Genomic DNA, 13,813 nt, shown 5'->3' with positions numbered 1-13,813 from the left:
TATCGTCATGAAATTCAACTTTCGAAATAAAGAGTCCGTCAATTACTTCAAGGAACTTTCTCTTTTAAGTCGGCATGCGCTTACCGCTGCTGAATATCTGGAAGAAGTCCTGAAAACCTTTGAGGCTGCCATGCTCGGAGAGTACCTGGTAAAAATGCATGAGATTGAGCATCAGGCTGATGTTGACAAGCATGAAATGCTTAAAAAGCTGACAAAGGAATTTCTGCCGCCAATTGACAAAGATGATCTTTTCCTTCTGTCGCATGATATTGATGACGTGATTGACAGTATAGAAGAGGTTCTGATTTTTATCGACCTTCAGGGGATTCATGAAATTCACGAGGAGATCCTGAGCTTTGCGAATCTGATTGTCCAAAGCTGTCAACAGATGAATCTGGCGGTGGAAACCTTTGAGGACTACAGGAAGACTGAGCACTTAAGGGCCCAGTTGGAATCTGTAAATCGGTTGAAGTCCAAAGGGAAAAACCATTATATTGAAGCCTTGAAGACCTATTATGTTACAGACAGGAAGCCAGTGGAAATTCTTATATATACCGAGCTGTTAAAACGGTTTGAATGCTGCACCAGCAACTGCAAGACAGTGACAAATAACTTGGAACGGATTATGATCAAGAATCTGTAATAAGACCTCATTCTCTGAGTATATGCAAGCGAAAGGTCGGTAGACATGAAAATGAACAGCAGACGGGCCGAGCTCCTCATGGCCGTAGTGACACTGGCCTGGGGATCCTCTTATCTCCTGATGAAGGTTGGGCTTGAGGGGATCAGTCCATTTAACTTGATAGCACTGCGCTTTGGCATCGCTTTTATTACTATGATGCTGATTTTCTTCCCCAGGTTTCGAGGGGTTAAAGCGGATGACCTTGGAAAGGGTCTTTTGATGGGGACCTTGCTCTTTTTGATTTTCGCGGCCCTGGTCGTTGGCGTCAGCCTGACAACTGCATCGACAGCGGGATTTCTGGCCAGTACAACCGTGGTCATTGTGCCCATCCTGGAAGCCTTGATCAGGCGGAAGTTGCCGGGAAGAAACATTGCGTTCAGCATATTGCTGGCGGTAGTTGGGCTTTACCTCCTGACGGTGAAAGAAGGGTTGGCCCTGGATCGCGGCGCAGCGTACTGCCTTCTGGCCGCGTTTGTCTACGCCGTGTACATCATTGTTTTTGACCGGATCGCCAAGCAGGGCGACAGCTTTCTGATCAGCATCCTTCAGCTGGGCGTGGCGGCGCTGCTGGGCGCGGGCTTTATGCTTGCCTTTGAGACGCCAAAGCTGCCCGGGACTGGACTCCAGTGGGGCGCCATGCTTGGGCTGGGCATTGTGTGCAGCGCCTTTGGCTTCGTGGCTCAGCCCCTGGCCCAGAGGTACACGTCCTCGGAGAAGATTGGGCTGATTTTTTCCCTGGAGCCGGTGTTTTCGGCACTGCTGTCGTATATCTTCCTTCGTGAGATCCTGTCCGGCCGGGGTTACGTGGGTGCAGCACTGATTTTTGCCGGAGTCGTGTACTCACAGCTGGCGGGCATGCGCCGGCTGACTCCGATGCGGCGGGGCGTGGGATAGGGAATCATCAGGGACGTTAAGACAAATGGAGGTGACCGTCACTGTGATAAGTGATCTCTACATAACGGGCATCAAGCTGGAGGGCGGCCTGCCAGAGCGCAGTTATCTGAACGAATTGCCTGCCATCAAGCACCTGAAGCAGATGGAAGCGCTGCCCATTACCAGGCGCGTGACATTTTTTGTGGGAGAGAACGGTGTTGGAAAGTCCACGCTGGTGGAAGCGATTGCGGTTGCCATGGGCTTCAATCCTGAGGGCGGCACAATTAATTTCAATTTTTCCACGGAGGAGTCACATTCGGAGTTGTATAGACACCTGACAGTGTGCAAGGGGATGAAACGCCATAAGGACGGATTTTTTCTGCGGGCGGAGAGCTTCTATAACGTGGTGACCAACATAGATGCCATGGATGCAGAGGGGATGGATCCAGTGCCGCTGATTGACAGCTATGGCGGGGTATCGCTGCATAAGCAGTCCCATGGGGAAAGCTTTATGTCGCTGGTGGAAAACCGATTTGGGGGAAATGGGCTTTATATTCTCGATGAGCCGGAAGCGGCGCTGTCACCCGCACGGCTGATGCGGCTGATGTACCGCATGGATGAGCTCGTCAAGAGGAATTCCCAATTTATCATTTCTACCCATTCACCTATTCTGATGGCTTTTCCTGAAGCGGAGGTGTTTGTGCTGTCGGAAGAGGGCATCAGCGCCGTCCCGTACCAGGAGACGGATCATTTTAGGATCACCAAGGAATTTATGAACGCCCCTGAGAAGCTGCTGAGATATTTGTTTGAATAGGACGGTGGGAATGTATGACCAAAGAGAATTTAAAGCCTGAAATGGAGGAAATGCTGATAGAGAAAACTATCGGCAACCTGAGGAAAAGCAATTTTGAAGTCTGGTTCGCCAAAGATCAAAAGGAAGCCGCGGAGATTTTCTTTAAACAGATTTTTAAGCCCTTGGCACCCAAAGTCGTAGGCTGGGGCGATTCCTTGACTATGCTGGGCCTTGAGGTGCTGCCCGCTGTCAGAGCCACGGAGGGTATTCAGGTGATTGAAGCCTTCGAAGAGGGTCTGACATGGCGGGAACATATATATAACTGCAAAAGGGCCCTGAACGCGGACCTTTTTTTGACTGGGACCAACGCGATTACAGCAAAGGGACAGCTGGTCAACCTGGACATGGTGGGGAACCGCGTCGCCGGGATTGCCTTTGGCCCAAGGAATGTCGTGATTTTCGCGGGGGTCAACAAGCTCGTCGAAAACCTCGATGAGGCCTTTGAACGCATTCGCAACCACGCGGCACCGCTCAACGCCAAACGCCATCCGGACATGCACATGCCGTGTCAGGCCACCGGGGTGTGCATGGACTGCAGCAGCCCGGATCGCATCTGCAATACCTGGACGATTACAGAGAAATCCTATCCCAAAGGGCGGATCAAGGTTATTCTTATTGATGAAGTGCTGGGGTTGTAGATTTGGCAGCCTCATAGGTTGTCACGCTTATAGCGGCGCAGGATGGGAAATATATACAGGCACACACGCCAGTGGGCGCTTATTCTATTCGCCTCAGGGTATAAATATCCAAGAGGAGGTGAATCAGATGAGGAAGCTGTTGGTACCTATTGATTCCGGCACATTATCCGAAAACCTGAAAAACCATCTCAAGGATTTTGCGAGTGCCCTGCAATATGAGGTCACACTTTTCTATGTCATCCCGGTAGCACCTGTCGAGCATAACCTCATGCACTTTGACCTCTACATTATCCGCGACAAGAATAAGGAACGATTCGAAGCCACGTCCAATGAGGTTCTTGATGAAGCAGAGGCAGAGCTGCGGGACATTGGCATTGAAAAAGTTGAGAAGGCTTTCGCTGTGGGGGATCCTGCGGAGGAAATCTTGAAGGCGGCTGGATCCGGGCAGTATGACCTGATCGTCATGAATACCCATGGGATGGGAATTGCGAAGCGCGTCCTGATAGGGTCTGTCACCAACAAGGTGGTTCACCACGCTGAGATTCCTGTGATGACGATCCGTTGAGAGAGAGGCAGACGAAATCTGGATGCGTTTAAGTGAAACTGTGGAATGGCAAAGACCATCGGCAAAGCTGTTTTGAGGCACTTTAAAAGAGCCTGAAAATACTTGCCGATGGTCTTTTTTCGTTCATTCAACGCCTGGTTGAATAAGCTGGGGGTGAGCACCAACAGTGGGCTTCGAGGAATCCTTGAATTTTGTCCTTATCTGAAAGAATCAGAAAATTCACTCGAAAAGGTTGATATTTATAAAACAATGTGATAAGTTTACATCAGGTAATCTGTCAAAATATATTTTGTTTATACTATTTTATTCTATTTTCATTTCACTAACGAAAATACTGATCAGTCAATAATCAAAGATGACTTTGGAGTGGTCAGGGTTGAAGGTGTTATTATGACCGTTTATGATCGAAACACCGTATACTTTAGTGCATACGCAAAATTACCTTGTGAAATGCCATCAGCGCATTTAAATCAGAATTTGGATATTGGGCTTATTATCAATTACGAAACGGGAATAGTTGTTGGTATGTCATGTACGCTGATCACAAGTGACACTAAAGATTTTTTGAAGAGCATTATTGTGGGATATCCCATTAAAGAGCTGGGCATTGAACCACTGATTGAAGAAATAAAATTTCGGTTTTTAGGGGCCTCGCAAAAGGCCGTATGTGTCGTGTTGAAAGCAACTTACGAGAAATATTTGGCTTGGATGGAAGCTCAGTTTGCAAAAGACTGAGATATTGGCCATAATAACTGAATACACTGCTTTTTTTGCGGAGAGTGACCACCTTATCACTTTTGTAAGCATAAAAAATCCAGTAAATGAGAGAAAGTCAAATGGCTTTCTGTTATTTGCTGGATTTTTTTGTTTTATTTATTCCCCTTATCCCAAACTGAAAATTTGAAAGGAGAAGAAAAGATGTCAAAAAGGAAATTCAAGTTGCACCACAAGATTTTTATGGGACTTATCTTAGGCGTTGTATTTGGTTACATACTCAACGGCATGGGAGGGGTAGATAACCCTCTTGTCAACGACCGCATCCTTCCTTTCCTTCAGTTTCTTGGCGACTTTTTCTTGAAGTCCATTAGAATGCTTGTTGTTCCATTAGTTTTGTTCAGCATCATGGATGGCGTTTTATCTTTGGGTGATGTAAAAAAACTAAGAAACATTGGACTAAAAACTATTCTTTTCTTTTTAGGGAGCGCCATGATCGCGGTTACGATTGGATTAATATTAGGCAATATTATTAAACCAGGCGCAGGTTTTCAGATGGGGGAAGTTGCAACTGAAATTCAAGTCAAAGAGTTGCCAGGGGCTTATCAAACCATACTGGACCTCATTCCGTCAAATCCATTCCTGTCAATGGTTGAAGGCAACATGATGCAGGTCATTGTATTCGCGATTCTATTTGGTATAGCAGTGATCATGGTTGGAAACAAAGCGAAGCCGTTGGTCGGATTGATCTCCAACTTATCAGAGACCATGTTTAAGATCATCAATATTGTTTTAGTCATTATTCCATATGGCGTATTCGGACTAATGGCTGTCGCAATTACAAAATTTGGGCTCGCAATCTTTGGCCCGGTTGCTAAATTTATCTTTGTCGACTATTTGGCGAATTTCATTATGATTGCAGGCGTCTATTCAATCTTCTTGATTTTCATAGGCAAGGTAAGTCCAATAAAATTTTGGAAAAAAGCTTTTGAAAGCTGGCTTGTTGCATTCAGTACCTGTACTTCTTCAGCAGCACTTCCTGTTTCTATGAGAATTGCACCAAGACTAGGTGTTCCAAAAGAAATTTCCAGCTTTGTATTACCGCTTGGTGCTACTGCCAACATGAATGGAACCTGTATTTACTTTGGCATCATAGTCCTCTTCGCGGCGCAGCTTTATGGCGTGTCGCTGGCACTTTCTCAGCAAATCATGCTGGCGATCACTGCAACGCTGCTGAGTGTTGGATGTGCAGCGACTCCTCAAATTGGATTAATCATCAGTATAACGCTGTTGACCTCCATGGGTCTTCCTTTAGAAGCCACTGCATTGGTTGCAGGGATCTACAGAATTATTGACCAGGCACATACATCAACCAATTCAAGTGGTGACCTTGTCGCATCTGTTTGTATTTCTTCAATGGAAGGTTTGCTTGACAGAGATCGATTTAATGACTTAAGTGAAATTCCAGAATTAGAGCAGTCCGTATCAGAAGATTTGGCTGATGCCAATTAGAATAGCTTGAAACATTAATGAACTGTAAGATAATCATTACGTTTGAAATGACATCATACCTATCAATAAAAACAAAAAAATGGAGTGAGTTGAATGAGCTTAAATAAAGCGCCTCAAAACAATGTATTTTACAGAAATCAAAATTGGCATTATCCAAAGATAGAAAGAGGAGAAGGTGTCTATCTATTCGGTGAGAACGGAAAACGTTATTTGGACGCCTGCTCAGGGTCTGCAGTTGCCAATATTGGGCATGGCAATAAAGAGGTCGCGGAATATGCTAAAGAGTTAATTGAAAGAATAGCTTTCACCCACCTTTCGAGATTCACTGTGGATACTATTGAAGACTGCGCCAAAAAAGTCAGTGAATGGACACCTGGAGATTTAAATCATGTTTATTTCGTTTCCGGTGGATCAGAATCAACAGAAACGGCAATTAAATTAGCGCGACAGTATTTTGTGGAACGTGATGGCGGAAAAACTTCTAAGTGGAAAGTCATCTCTAAATGGACATCTTTTCATGGGAATACTTTAGGGGCATTGGCAATGACTGGGATCACCGGCAGGAAAAAAATGTTTGATCCAATGCTTGCGCAGTTTCCTAAAATTCCTCAATTCTATCATTACAGAAATCCATGGGGATGCGAGACGTTAGAAGAGACAAGTATCAAATGCGCCGAAGCGCTTGAAGCTGAAATTTTAAGACAAGGGCCAGAGAATATTGTAGCTTTTATCAGCGAGCCAGTTATTGGTTCCTCTGCACCGGGTGTTCACCCTCATCCAATTTATTTCAAGATGATCAGAGAGATTTGCACCAGATATGATGTGCTTTGGATTGATGACGAAGTTATGGCGGGATTCGGCAGAACAGGCAAGAAGATGGCGATCGAGCATTTTGGTGATGCCGTGCCGGATATCATGTGTACAGCAAAAGGGATGAGCTGTGGATACACGCCTATTGGAGCCGCTATAGCGAGTGACGAAATATTCAATACTATAATGGTCAACGGCTCTGGAAGCTTCCACCATGGACATACCTATGCTTCAAATCCACTCTCTACTGGCATAGCTTTAAAAGTCATTGAGATCATTGAACGAGAAAAGTTTGTTGAAAACTGCGCGAAGCAAGGTGAATATCTGCTAAGCAAACTTGAAACTCTTTATAAGTATCCTATTATTGGCGACGTTCGTGGCAAGGGGTTAATGCTCGGTGTAGAATTTGTAAAAGACCAAAAAACCAAAATGCCTTTTGAAACAAGCGCAAAAGTAAACGCTATTGCAACGAAGCATTGTCTCAACGAAGGGATTGTGCCATATCCAGGTGGCGGATCTGCAGATGGCCTGAGAGGGGATCATCTCCAAATCACCCCGCCAATAAATATTACCAAAGAAGAAGTGGATGAGCTCTTTAATGGTCTCGAAACAGCTATCAAAAAGACATGTGATGACGTGTTATAAAACCGTTTACCAATAGGAGTCAGAGAGGAGTAAACCAATGGAAAAATTAATTATCACTTTAGCACATACAGGTAACGTGCCAACAAAAGAAATGAATCCAAACACGCCTGTTACGACCAGGGAAATCGTTGATAACATCAAAGCATGTGCTGAACTTGGTGCTTCTGTAGCGCACATACATGTCAGAGACGATCAGCAAAAACCGACAAGTGACCGCGGCTTGTTCGAACAGGTCATTAACTTGCTCGAAATCGAGAAAGTCAATGTGATTCGTCAGCTTTCAACAGGCGCCAGAGGGGGCGAAAATACAGTTGAATGGCGAGGCCAAATGCTGGACCTAAATGTGCAAATGGCGAGTCTTTCTACAGGCTCATCCAACTTTCCAAGCAGTGTCAATGCCAACTCTCCAGAGCTTGTCGAAGCTTTGGCTTCTAAGATGCTTCAAAATGGGATTAAGCCTGAAATTGAAGCGTTTGATCTTGCCATGATCTCTAACGCGAATTTCCTTATGAAACGTGGCATTTTAAAAGGGCCCTTGCATTTTAATCTGGTTATGAACGTCCCTGGTTCCATAACTGGGACACCGAAAAATCTGATGTACATGGTGGACAGTTTGCCTGAGGGTTCGACTTGGTCGGTCACGGCTGTAGGCAAAAGTCATGTCCCGCTTTTAACCATGGCGATTGCTATGGGCGGTCATGTCAGAACTGGGCTTGAAGATGTGGTCGAATTCGAAAAAGGTGTACCGGCTTCGAATCCAATGCTTGTTGAGCGGATTGTAAAAATTGCGAATGCTGTTGGAAGAAAAATAGCGACACCTGAGGATGTTGTTAGAATCCTAAGCCTGTAATTTATTCGATGAATGCTTAAGGATTGAGGAGGGATTTCGTGAAGAAGTTTATGTCGATCGATGAAGCGACGCTCAAGATCAAAGATGGCATGACTGTTATGATTGGCGGTTTTCTCGGGTGTGGAACACCTGAGCGCATGATTGACAAGCTGATTGAAAAAGGCGTCAAAGATTTGACTGTTATAGCAAATGACACGTCCTTTCCTGATAAAGGCATTGGGAAGCTGATTGTGTCCAAACAAGTCAAAAAGGCTGTTGTATCACATATAGGAACGAACAAGGAAACTGGACGTCAGATGACAGAGGGAGAAACCGAAGTGGTACTCGTCCCTCAAGGGACTTTGATTGAACAGATCCGTTCGGGCGGTGTAGGACTGGGTGGGGTCCTGACGCCCACAGGTCTGGGGACAGTCGTGGAAGAAGGCAAACAAAAGCTTACCATTGAGGGAAAGGAATATATTTTGGAGCTTCCACTCAGAGCAGATGTGGCACTGCTTTATGGTTCCAAAGTGGATAAAAAAGGTAATGTTTACTACAATGGGACGACGCGTAATTTTAACTCAATCATTGCCTTGGCTGCGGATTACGTCATAGTCGAAGCCATGGAAATTGTCGAGGTTGGAGAGATCCATCCCAATGATGTCATGACTCCAGGCGTCTTGGTAAGTGCCGTTGTAGGAGGGGATCAAGAATGATGGATTCTAAGGAGTTTATTGCGCGACGTGTGGCTAAAGAGTTTAAAGATGGTGATCTGATCAACTTGGGTATTGGTTTGCCTACTATGGTCGGCAATTATGTCCCTTCTGATATTGAGGTGAATTTTCAATCAGAAAATGGCATGATTGGATTAGGACCGGTACCGGAAGCCATGTGTTATGATTGGGAGATCACGAATGCCGGTGGACAGCCTGTCAGCGTTCTGACAGGTGGGTGTTTCTTTGACAGTGCATTCTCCTTTGGCCTGATAAGAGGTGGCCACGTCAATGCTACGGTGCTTGGAGCACTGGAGGTGGATCAGCAGGGCAATCTCGCCAACTGGATGGTACCTGGCAAAATGGTGCCTGGTATGGGTGGTGCCATGGACCTCGTCACGGGTGCTAAACGCGTTATTGTCGCTATGCAGCATACGGCCAAAGGCACGCCCAAAATTATGAAGCAATGTACATTGCCATTGACAGCCAAAGCACAGGTGAATTTAATTGTCACTGAAATGGCAGTTATGGAAGTCGTTCCTGAGGGCCTGAAAGTGCTTGAAATTGCACCAAATGTTACTGTGGATGAATTGAGAGCGGCGACTGATGCGGATTTGATTATTCAAGAGCCAGTTAAGCTTATTGAAATTTGACACATAGAAACCTTGGAATCGGAAATTGACTGCACTGAAAGAAGGTATATAAATGAGAGAGGTTGTTTTAGTTAGCGCGTGTCGAACACCCATAGGTGCCTTTAATGGGTCGCTTAAAGATACGCCAGCTGTTGAACTTGGCAAGATTGTCATGGAAGAGGCAGTCAAGAGAGCTGGAATTAGCCCTGAGACTGTGGAAGAAGTAATTTTTGGCTGCGTCCTGCAAGCGGCTCAAGGCCAAAATGTCGCTCGACAGTCTATGATTAAAGCCGGATTTCCTGTAGACATCCCCGCCATGACCATAAACAAAGTGTGTGGTTCAGGGTTAAGGGCTGTCAGTCTTGCAGCCCAAATTATCAAAGCTGGCGATGCGGATTGTATCCTGGCAGGCGGCATGGAAAATATGAGCATGGCACCCTTTGCTTTAGAAAAGGCGAGAAATGGCTACCGTATGGGTAACGGTGTTCTTGTGGATACCATGATTAAAGATGGTCTGCAGGAAGCTTTCAATGATTGCCATATGGGTGTTACCGCTGAAGAGATTAATACGCGTTGGAAAATTACAAGAGCCGAACAGGATGAATTTGCTTTAAGAAGCCAAGTGAGAGCTGCTGCGGCGATCAAAGAAGGGAAATTTAAAGACGAAATTGTTCCCGTGGTTTTAAAAAGTAAAAAAGGTGAAACCGTCTTTGACACAGATGAATTTCCTCGTGAGACAAGTATTGAAAGCTTGCAAAAGATGAAGCCTGTGTTCAAGAGAGAGGGGTCTGTAACAGCTGGAAACGCTTCGGGCATAAACGATGGGGCTTCTGCGGTGTTAATTATGTCCAAGGAAAAAGCTGAAGCACTAAACCTTAAACCTTTAGCCAGAATTGTCAGCTATGCTTCTTCAGGTGTTGAACCTATGATCATGGGGATTGGACCTGTGCCAGCCTCCCAAAAGGCTTTGGAGAAAAGTGGCCTGACAGTTTCAGATCTCGATTTGATTGAAGCTAACGAAGCCTTTGCTGCGCAGTCCATCGCAGTTGGCCGCGACATGGGATGGACAGACATGGAGAAAGTCAATGTCAACGGCGGCGCCATTGCGCTTGGCCATCCTGTGGGTGCATCAGGCAACAGGATTTTAGTCAGCTTGTTATACGAAATGAAAAGACGAAAATCAAAGTATGGCCTGGCGACACTTTGTATTGGTGGCGGCATGGGAACGGCACTGGTGGTTGAGAATTACATTGAATAATTGATGAAATTAAAACGCTTTCGTATACACTGAAGACGGTTGAAGAGAAAAGACCATCGGCAACTCTTAAGGCTTTTAAGGCCTGAAAAGCTTGCCGATGGTCTTTTTTCGTTCAATCAACACCTTGGTGGAGGAAGTGGATCAACCAGGAAATGCCCCTTCGACTGACGCCTAACGCCTAACGCTCCGGTTTTTCCCCTATAGGCTATCTCCAAAGTCTGCCTTAAATTTCTCAACGAGGCGCTCCTGCCAATCTGAGACGGGCTCAAGCTTGCCAAAGAAGAAGCGCAGGACCTTAGGCTCTTCGTAAAATCTGAGGCCGCCAATCAGCGCGCGGTTCTCATACAACCACTGAATCCTGTCCAGAGCATATTTGACCTGGGACAGGGTATAAACGCGTCTTGGCATAGCGAGTCTCAAGAGCTCCATGGCTGACAAAGGTTCGCTGCCATCCGGGTTGCGCTGCTCTGACATAGTGCCGCGCTCCATCCCCCTGATGCCGCTGATGAGGTAAAGGGCTGATGCGAGGGCCCCGGCTGGATATTCATTCTGAGGGATGTGTGACACGAAACGCATGGCATCCAGATGACAACCCAGGCCACCGGCAGGTGTGACGACCGGAATGCCTTTCTTGACCAGCTCATCTACCATATAGGCAATAAACTGCGGTCCCTGGTTGATCATATCCATGTCCATGGTCTCATCGAGTCCTACGGTCATGGCTTCCATTTCGCGCACAGACATACCACCATAGGTCAGGAAGCCTTCGTAAAGTGGAATGAGCTCCTGAAATTTTTTGTACATGCTCTCGTCATGGATGGCAATGCCGCCACCACGGGCGAAGCTGAGCTTTCTGGCTGAAAAATAAACAATGTCGCAGAGCTCAGCCATTTTGAGCGTAATCTCATGGATGCTCATGTCTTTGCACTGCTCATCTCTGATTTTCATGAAATAGAGGTTGTCAGACAAGAGGCTGGCGTCCAGAACCATCGGAATATTGCTGCTGCGGCAGATCTGGCTGACCTCGGTCAGGTTTTCAAGTGAAAAAGGCTGACCGCCAATAAGGTTTGTACCTGCTTCCATTCGGACAAAGGCAATTTTTTCTGGGCCATTATCATCAATCAGCTTATTGAGTTTATCAAGATCCATATTGCCTTTGAATGGATGTGTGCTGTCGACCTCTATGCCTTCATCCATGAAAATTTCTTCTACAACGCCACCATTTAGAACTATATGCGCTTTGGTCGTTGTGAAGTGATAGTTCATAGGAACAATAGTACCCGGCTTGACGAGCACTTGAGAGATAATGTTTTCGCAGGCGCGTCCCTGGTGGGTTGGGAGAAAATAATTCATCCCAAAGATTTCTTTGACTTTGTTTTCGAGACGGAAGTAGGTTTCACTGCCAGCGTAGCTGTCATCTGCCAGGAGCATGGCAGCCTGCTGGCGGTCGCTCATGGCGTTGACACCACTGTCCGTGAGCATGTCCAAAAAGACGTCTCTGTTTTTTAGGAGAAAGGTGTTGTTGCCGGCCTCAGTTATGGCTTGGAGTCGTTGATCGATTTCGGGAAGAAATAGTTTCTGAATGATTCTGACCTTGTGCATTTCAAGTGGAATTTGTTCGCCGCTGAAAAATTTGACATTTGCCATTTGCTTAACACTCCTATGCTTTTAGTTTTTTGATTGCTTTGTTTGGTACTGCTCGTGTGGCGTTAATGGTTTGTTGCAGGTGGAATGACACTTGATCAGGGAAATAAAAAAGCCGCCCCTTGAAACCTTATAAAAGTTTCAAAGGACGGCTATATGCCGCGGTACCACCTTTGTTCGCCAGAATCCTTGGAGTCTGGCCTCCTGCGCATAATGCCCCATGTTCATGCAAAGCAAGGACAATATACATGGCCTGATAACGGGGACCTTGTCCGGATTCGCCTACTAATGTACTGGAATGCTCCAGACCATGTTCGGGAATCTGCTCACGAGTGTATTCGTACCGCCTGTCCTGCACCTTTCACCAACCGGTTGCTCTCTCTATGGCTTGGGAGGTCTTACTGGTCTCGTTCATTGCATATAATATATTTTATAAAATTATACATGGGGATTAATGGGATGTCAACCTGCCGCTTGAGTTATTAAGACACAAAGGGGACGGTTCCTATTGATTTCTTGACAAATTGGAAAATCGGAAAGAACCGTCCCTGATGATTCATGATTGCCTGATGATTCGTCTATTGCCAGACAAAGCCTGTTGGTGTATACTATGTATATACTATTTTCTGAGGAAGTGATGGTATGATTGCTACAATTAACAAGTGGGGAAATGGGCAAGGCATCAGAATCCCAAAAACCATACTGGAATTATTGGGAATCAACGTTAATGATGCAGTTGAGATTGAGATCGAGGATAACAAAATTATTATTTCAAAGCTTGAAGTTAATAAAGAATTATATTTAGACGACTTATTTAAGGACTATCACGACGCCTACAAACCGTCGCTGGTAGAGTGGGGAAAGCCTCAGGGTGATGAGCAGTGGTGAAGCAAGGCGACATTATCAAGATCAATTTTGACCCACAGCTTGGACATGAGCAATCTGGCTTTCGACCGGCAGTTGTTATCAGCAATGATTCGTTTCACAAATACACAAATTTAGTGATTGCATGTCCAATAACGACCAACGATAGAGCGTTTCCGCTGCACCTGCCGTTAGATGGCAGAACGAAAACAACAGGGTCAATATTGTGTGAACAGCCAAAGACAATAGATTTAAGGGCGCGTCCTTACAAAATCATTGAAGCTTTACCGTTGGATTTATTGAAGCAGGTTATAGAAGTCGTGTATGCTGAAATAAGGATAGAATGATCTTACTCGAAAGTCATTACATGAGAAAGCAGAGCGCGTTGAAATTGAATGACCATCGGCAGAATTTCTTTAAAAGCTTTTAAAAAGCTTTTAAAGAAATTCTGCCGATGGTCATTTTTCATCTGCAGGGAAAGGGCACAAAGGGAGCACAAAGGGGACGGTTCCTATTGATTTCGGAAAATCGGAAAGAACCGTCCCTGGTGGTTCCTGGTGGTTTTCTATTGATTTCTTGAC

15 protein-coding genes and 1 other annotated feature are annotated in these 13,813 nt (G+C 45.6%); of the genes, 14 read left to right on the top strand and 1 reads right to left on the bottom strand.

Going from position 1 to position 13,813, the window contains the following annotated elements:
- Positions 1 to 7: 7 nt before the first annotated feature.
- The 12 genes from BLP63_RS12295 (at position 8) to BLP63_RS12235 (ending at position 10,724) form a co-directional block, all read left to right on the top strand.
- Positions 8 to 643, top strand: a complete 636-nt coding sequence (locus tag BLP63_RS12295; protein WP_092592010.1) for a DUF47 domain-containing protein — start codon at positions 8 to 10, stop codon at positions 641 to 643.
- A gap of 45 nt (positions 644 to 688) precedes the next feature.
- Positions 689 to 1,576, top strand: a complete 888-nt coding sequence (locus BLP63_RS12290) for a DMT family transporter (RefSeq protein ID WP_207646465.1) — start codon at positions 689 to 691, stop codon at positions 1,574 to 1,576.
- 43 nt (positions 1,577 to 1,619) lie between these two features.
- Positions 1,620 to 2,369 (top strand): AAA family ATPase, encoded by a 750-nt coding sequence (locus BLP63_RS12285; protein WP_330387153.1) that lies wholly within the window; start codon positions 1,620 to 1,622, stop codon positions 2,367 to 2,369.
- A gap of 14 nt (positions 2,370 to 2,383) precedes the next feature.
- Positions 2,384 to 3,046, top strand: a complete 663-nt coding sequence (locus BLP63_RS12280; protein WP_207646464.1) for a lactate utilization protein — start codon at positions 2,384 to 2,386, stop codon at positions 3,044 to 3,046.
- A 127-nt stretch (positions 3,047 to 3,173) separates the two neighbouring features.
- Positions 3,174 to 3,611, top strand: coding sequence for a universal stress protein (locus BLP63_RS12275; protein WP_170829440.1), 438 nt, complete (start codon positions 3,174 to 3,176; stop codon positions 3,609 to 3,611).
- A gap of 390 nt (positions 3,612 to 4,001) precedes the next feature.
- Positions 4,002 to 4,346, top strand: a complete 345-nt coding sequence (locus tag BLP63_RS12270; protein ID WP_092592004.1) for a DUF3870 domain-containing protein — start codon at positions 4,002 to 4,004, stop codon at positions 4,344 to 4,346.
- Positions 4,347 to 4,529: 183 nt separating this feature from the next.
- Positions 4,530 to 5,837, top strand: coding sequence for a dicarboxylate/amino acid:cation symporter (locus BLP63_RS12260; protein WP_092592000.1), 1,308 nt, complete (start codon positions 4,530 to 4,532; stop codon positions 5,835 to 5,837).
- A gap of 93 nt (positions 5,838 to 5,930) precedes the next feature.
- Positions 5,931 to 7,292 (top strand): aminotransferase family protein, encoded by a 1,362-nt coding sequence (locus tag BLP63_RS12255; protein WP_092591998.1) that lies wholly within the window; start codon positions 5,931 to 5,933, stop codon positions 7,290 to 7,292.
- A 37-nt stretch (positions 7,293 to 7,329) separates the two neighbouring features.
- Positions 7,330 to 8,142, top strand: a complete 813-nt coding sequence (locus BLP63_RS12250; RefSeq protein ID WP_092591996.1) for a BKACE family enzyme — start codon at positions 7,330 to 7,332, stop codon at positions 8,140 to 8,142.
- A 38-nt stretch (positions 8,143 to 8,180) separates the two neighbouring features.
- The gene (locus BLP63_RS12245) at positions 8,181 to 8,837 is read left to right on the top strand and encodes a CoA transferase subunit A (RefSeq protein WP_278278134.1); all 657 of its coding nucleotides are present in this window, start codon (positions 8,181 to 8,183) and stop codon (positions 8,835 to 8,837) included.
- On the top strand, positions 8,834 to 9,487 hold the full coding sequence (locus BLP63_RS12240) for a 3-oxoacid CoA-transferase subunit B (protein WP_330387152.1): 654 nt from the start codon (positions 8,834 to 8,836) through the stop codon (positions 9,485 to 9,487). The genes BLP63_RS12245 and BLP63_RS12240 overlap by 4 nt, the downstream gene beginning before the upstream one ends.
- A 52-nt stretch (positions 9,488 to 9,539) precedes the next feature.
- A complete protein-coding gene (locus BLP63_RS12235; RefSeq protein ID WP_092591994.1) occupies positions 9,540 to 10,724 on the top strand; it encodes an acetyl-CoA C-acetyltransferase in 1,185 nt (394 codons plus the stop codon).
- 198 nt (positions 10,725 to 10,922) lie between these two features.
- Here BLP63_RS12235 and BLP63_RS12230 read toward each other — a convergent pair whose 3' ends face one another.
- Positions 10,923 to 12,371: a tryptophanase gene (locus tag BLP63_RS12230; RefSeq protein WP_092591992.1), complete on the bottom strand. Its 1,449-nt coding sequence runs from the start codon at positions 12,369 to 12,371 to the stop codon at positions 10,923 to 10,925.
- 138 nt (positions 12,372 to 12,509) lie between these two features.
- Positions 12,510 to 12,792: a binding site (T-box leader), on the bottom strand.
- Positions 12,793 to 13,010: 218 nt separating this feature from the next.
- On the opposite strand from BLP63_RS12230, the gene BLP63_RS12225 reads away from it, so the two are divergent.
- Positions 13,011 to 13,256 (top strand): AbrB/MazE/SpoVT family DNA-binding domain-containing protein, encoded by a 246-nt coding sequence (locus BLP63_RS12225; protein ID WP_092591990.1) that lies wholly within the window; start codon positions 13,011 to 13,013, stop codon positions 13,254 to 13,256.
- Positions 13,250 to 13,579: a type II toxin-antitoxin system PemK/MazF family toxin gene (locus BLP63_RS12220; RefSeq protein WP_092591988.1), complete on the top strand. Its 330-nt coding sequence runs from the start codon at positions 13,250 to 13,252 to the stop codon at positions 13,577 to 13,579. Before BLP63_RS12225 ends, BLP63_RS12220 begins: the two co-directional genes overlap by 7 nt.
- The last annotated feature ends 234 nt before the right edge of the window (positions 13,580 to 13,813 follow it).

The sequence above is a fragment of the Acidaminobacter hydrogenoformans DSM 2784 genome, from assembly GCF_900103005.1.
In the GTDB taxonomy this organism is placed as follows: domain Bacteria; phylum Bacillota; class Clostridia; order Peptostreptococcales; family Acidaminobacteraceae; genus Acidaminobacter; species Acidaminobacter hydrogenoformans.
The sequence above is the reverse complement of the archived record's forward strand: the minus strand, read 5'-3'. Positions and strand labels throughout refer to the sequence as shown.

What these genes read in the sequence shown, in the direction of transcription:
- BLP63_RS12250 (WP_092591996.1), top strand. Translation starts at nt 7,330, where the DNA reads ATGGAAAAATTAATTATCACTTTAGCACATACAGGTAACGTGCCAACA.
- BLP63_RS12290 (WP_207646465.1), top strand. Translation starts at nt 689, where the DNA reads ATGAAAATGAACAGCAGACGGGCCGAGCTCCTCATGGCCGTAGTGACA.
- BLP63_RS12295 (WP_092592010.1), top strand. Translation starts at nt 8, where the DNA reads ATGAAATTCAACTTTCGAAATAAAGAGTCCGTCAATTACTTCAAGGAA.
- BLP63_RS12255 (WP_092591998.1), top strand. Translation starts at nt 5,931, where the DNA reads ATGAGCTTAAATAAAGCGCCTCAAAACAATGTATTTTACAGAAATCAA.
- BLP63_RS12275 (WP_170829440.1), top strand. Translation starts at nt 3,174, where the DNA reads ATGAGGAAGCTGTTGGTACCTATTGATTCCGGCACATTATCCGAAAAC.
- BLP63_RS12225 (WP_092591990.1), top strand. Translation starts at nt 13,011, where the DNA reads ATGATTGCTACAATTAACAAGTGGGGAAATGGGCAAGGCATCAGAATC.
- BLP63_RS12230 (WP_092591992.1), bottom strand. Translation starts at nt 12,371, where the DNA reads ATGGCAAATGTCAAATTTTTCAGCGGCGAACAAATTCCACTTGAAATG.
- BLP63_RS12235 (WP_092591994.1), top strand. Translation starts at nt 9,540, where the DNA reads ATGAGAGAGGTTGTTTTAGTTAGCGCGTGTCGAACACCCATAGGTGCC.
- BLP63_RS12240 (WP_330387152.1), top strand. Translation starts at nt 8,834, where the DNA reads ATGATGGATTCTAAGGAGTTTATTGCGCGACGTGTGGCTAAAGAGTTT.
- BLP63_RS12270 (WP_092592004.1), top strand. Translation starts at nt 4,002, where the DNA reads ATGACCGTTTATGATCGAAACACCGTATACTTTAGTGCATACGCAAAA.
- BLP63_RS12280 (WP_207646464.1), top strand. Translation starts at nt 2,384, where the DNA reads ATGACCAAAGAGAATTTAAAGCCTGAAATGGAGGAAATGCTGATAGAG.
- BLP63_RS12260 (WP_092592000.1), top strand. Translation starts at nt 4,530, where the DNA reads ATGTCAAAAAGGAAATTCAAGTTGCACCACAAGATTTTTATGGGACTT.